At 54.4% G+C, this 3410-nt stretch carries 6 protein-coding genes; all 6 read right to left on the bottom strand.

Features of this window, described 5'->3' with window-relative positions; all coding sequences use genetic code 11:
- Window positions 1-107, bottom strand: a 107-nt coding sequence (locus VGE80_RS17715) for a ribosomal protein S19 family protein (protein ID WP_440593583.1), incomplete at its 3' end; no start/stop codon positions are given.
- A gap of 52 nt (window positions 108-159) precedes the next feature.
- The gene (gene rplB, locus VGE80_RS17720; RefSeq protein WP_373650136.1) at window positions 160-1017 is read right to left on the bottom strand and encodes a 50S ribosomal protein L2; all 858 of its coding nucleotides are present in this window, start codon (window positions 1015-1017) and stop codon (window positions 160-162) included.
- Window positions 1018-1041: 24 nt separating this feature from the next.
- Window positions 1042-1344, bottom strand: coding sequence for a 50S ribosomal protein L23 (gene rplW, locus VGE80_RS17725; protein ID WP_397571628.1), 303 nt, complete (start codon window positions 1342-1344; stop codon window positions 1042-1044).
- 85 nt (window positions 1345-1429) lie between these two features.
- A complete protein-coding gene (gene rplD, locus VGE80_RS17730) occupies window positions 1430-2053 on the bottom strand; it encodes a 50S ribosomal protein L4 (protein WP_397571629.1) in 624 nt (207 codons plus the stop codon).
- A 24-nt stretch (window positions 2054-2077) separates the two neighbouring features.
- Window positions 2078-2749, bottom strand: a complete 672-nt coding sequence (gene rplC / locus VGE80_RS17735; protein WP_397571630.1) for a 50S ribosomal protein L3 — start codon at window positions 2747-2749, stop codon at window positions 2078-2080.
- A 141-nt stretch (window positions 2750-2890) separates the two neighbouring features.
- A complete protein-coding gene (gene rpsJ, locus VGE80_RS17740) occupies window positions 2891-3217 on the bottom strand; it encodes a 30S ribosomal protein S10 (protein ID WP_010587111.1) in 327 nt (108 codons plus the stop codon).
- Window positions 3218-3410: the final 193 nt, after the last annotated feature.

Genomic DNA, 3410 nt, shown 5'->3' on the forward strand with positions numbered 1-3410 from the left:
CGAGCCCAAGTCTTGATCGGCTCTTTCTTTCGGTTCGAGTCAAGCTTCTCGATCTTGGCAATCAAGCCAGCATCGATATACGGACCCTTCTTTAACGATCGAGACATCCTATTTTCCAACGAATGCAAGAGGACTGAGCGAAGAACCAGATAGTCAAAATCAGAGCTTCAACTGGCCATAGCGGACAGACTTACGCCGACGCACGATCGCGTTGCGTGTTGGCTTCCGCGGATTTCTGGTACGACCACCCTTCGCCAGTTTACCCGTCGGACTGACCGGATGCCGTCCGCCTGAACGACGACCTTCACCACCACCCATCGGGTGGGCAACTGGGTTCATCGCAGAACCGCGGACATAAGGACGAACGCCCATCCAGCGAACGCGACCCGCCTTAGCGAGCACACGACTGGAGTGTTCTGAATAACCTACGCGACCGATCGTCGCCCGGCATGACGCAGGAACACGACGCACTTCACCTGAAGGCAACGTAATTTGCGCCCATCCGGCTTCCGTTGCGTTGATCACAGCCGAGGTGCCGGCACTTCGGCAAAGCTGAGCGCCTTTACCTGGCTGCATCTCGATATTGTGAATCGTTGTCCCGGTCGGAATCTTCGACAATGGCAGCGTGTTACCAACCTTTGGCTCGCTGTCGGGACCATTGGTGATGGTCATACCGGCAACCAGACCTTCGGGAGCGATGATATATCGCTTCTCGCCGTCCGCGTACTGCACGAGCGCAATGCGCGAAGTTCGGTTTGGATCATACTCAATGTGAGTGACGAGGCCGTTGACGCCATCTTTCTCGCGTCGGAAGTCGATCAAACGGTACATCCGCTTGTGACCACCACCACGGTGTCGTGACGTGATCTTCCCCTGGAAGTTGCGGCCACCCTTCTTCTTGAATGGCTCAAGCAACGACTTTTCTGGCTTTTTCTTACGATCAGTGATTTCTTTGAAATCACTGACCATGCCGCCGCGGCGCCCTGCACTGGTCGGCTTATAAAATCGCATTCCCATCGGAATCTTCCTCAATAGCAATTATCAAAAGAACGCGATTCGATCTTCTGAGTGCAGAACAACAATTGCCTTCTTCGTATCAGGCCCTGTCGTCTCGCGCATCTTGTGACGGCGAGGCTTACCAACCCGACTCACAGTCTTCACACTCACGACCCGGACGTTCCACAGTTCTTCAACCGCTTGTCGAATCTCTGTTTTGGTCGAATCTTTGTTGACCAGGAACGTATACATGTTCCTCCGCTCAACCAGGTGCGTCGCCTTTTCGGTAACGTGCGCCCTTATAATGACGTTATACACGCTCAACGCACTTGAAAGCTCAGTTGCCACAATACGCCTTCCCTACCAACAAAATCTTCAAACCACGATCTGCTCAAACGACTTTGACTCAACCGGCTTCCGCCTGCAGCACGACCTACCGAGCAAGCAAACGGTTGAGAGCAGCCTTTGTGATCACAAATCGCTTACGGCTCAAAACACTCAATGCGTTCAAGTCATCGCAGGGTGACAGCGACAACCGATCGATATTCCGGCACGACTTCCAGACAACCGGGTCGTGCTGCTCGATCGCGATGAGACAGGACTGCCCAGACAGACCGAGCTTACCAACAAGACTACTGATTGTTTTTGTCTTTGGAGCGTCGAGCTGAATCCCATCCAGGAGAGTCACCTGATCATCGACGAACTTAGAGAGGATCGCCATCCGCGTTGCCAGGCGAAGCGCCTTGGCTGGAAGTCGATACCCCCAGTCTTTTGGTCGCTTGGCAAAGCAATGACCGCCGCCGCGTCGCACTGGAGTCCGCTTGTTACCCATACGGGCGTTGCCGGTCCCCTTCTGCTTATACATTTTCTTACCGCTACCGCTCACCTCAGCGCGTGACTTCGTCTTGGCCGTCCCGACACGCAGGTTAGCCTGGTACATCACGACAGCTTCGTGCAGCAGTACTTTATTAACGCTCTCAGCAATCTTGGCGAGATCCAGAGAAAAGTTTTCCCCGGTGGGTTCGCCTGCCTGAGAGTACACTGGCAATGTGTGCATCGTCATAACCCTGTCTGATATCGATCAATAGCAATTTGTAGGACGAATGGTGACATAGCCGCCGGAGAACCCAGGCACCGCACCACGAACCAGCAGCAGATTTCGTTCAGCATCAACTGCAACCAGCTTCTGACGACGAACAGTGGAACGCTTTCCGCCCATTCGCCCTGGCATCTTGGTCCCCTTGAAGACCTTACCAGGGTCTGTGCTCTGACCGGTCGAACCGCCGGAGCGATGAACCTTCTTCACACCGTGACTCGCACAGACACCACCGAAATTATGACGTTTCATCACACCAGCAAACCCGCGCCCCTTTGACACACCCGTGATGTCAATAAACGCGCCCTGCTCAAACTGGCTGACGGTCAACACATCGCCAACAGCGGGCTTCGGCTCACCTGCCGCAACCTTGAATTCTCGCACAAAACGGAACGATCCGTCACCTTCACCCAGAACCTTTGCACCAATCAGTGCGTCACTTACCTTAGCGACGTGACCAACTTCCGATTGTGAACACAATCGACGAGGCTTTGGAGCAAAGCCGAGCTGAACAGCCTCATAACCATCGGCTTCAACCGTCTTCACCTGCAACAGAGCGCAAGGGCCGGCCTTGACGACAGTCACAGGGATTTCCGCCCCTGCAGCGTCGTAGATCTGCGTCATCCCAACCTTGCAACCGAGCAAGCCAACAGCCATGACAACCAACCCTCTCAAGCGACGGGGTTCGGCCGAACCGACCCCACAAGAGCCGCTGACACAATTCAGCGAGCAACAACAGACAACACCAACAACACCCGCGAACCAGCAGAAATGGCCGGCTCAGCATTCAACGCAAGATCAACCAGCAGATGCCTTAATCTTGACATCCACCCCTGCTGGCAGCGACAGCTTGTTCAGCGCATCCACAGTCTTGCCGGTCGGCTGGATAATGTCGATCAACCGCTTATGAGTCCGAATCTCGAACTGCTCACGAGACTTCTTGTCAATGTGCGGGCTTCTCAACACCGTGTAACGCTCAATTCGTGTCGGCAACGGCACGGGACCATGCACGACGGCACCCGTACGCTTGGCCGTATCCACGATTTCTGCAGCCGACTGATCCAGCACAGAATGATCGTAAGCCTCCATCCGAATCCGAATTCGATCTTGTTTAATGGCGCTCACTCGCGAAATCCTGTGCACACACTGGTGCAGTTAGTCGGTTAACTTTACATCAGCCACAGAGCGACTTCTGCGACCGAACTCCCCAGAAACACCTCGCAATGACTCGTCACTTTTGACTGTGGGACGCCGTAACGACAGCATCCGCGTGACAACCATGCGGCGGGGGATCGGAGATACTATTATTGTCAGCTTA

Origin of the sequence: Schlesneria sp. (assembly GCF_036405755.1) — a bacterium.
Classification (GTDB): domain Bacteria; phylum Planctomycetota; class Planctomycetia; order Planctomycetales; family Planctomycetaceae; genus Schlesneria; species Schlesneria sphaerica.

Bases quoted from the DNA above. Each gene is read 5' to 3' on its own strand.
- rplB (WP_373650136.1), bottom strand. From the start codon at position 1,017: ATGGGAATGCGATTTTATAAGCCGACCAGTGCAGGGCGCCGCGGCGGC.
- rplD (WP_397571629.1), bottom strand. From the start codon at position 2,053: ATGCACACATTGCCAGTGTACTCTCAGGCAGGCGAACCCACCGGGGAA.
- rplC (WP_397571630.1), bottom strand. From the start codon at position 2,749: ATGGCTGTTGGCTTGCTCGGTTGCAAGGTTGGGATGACGCAGATCTAC.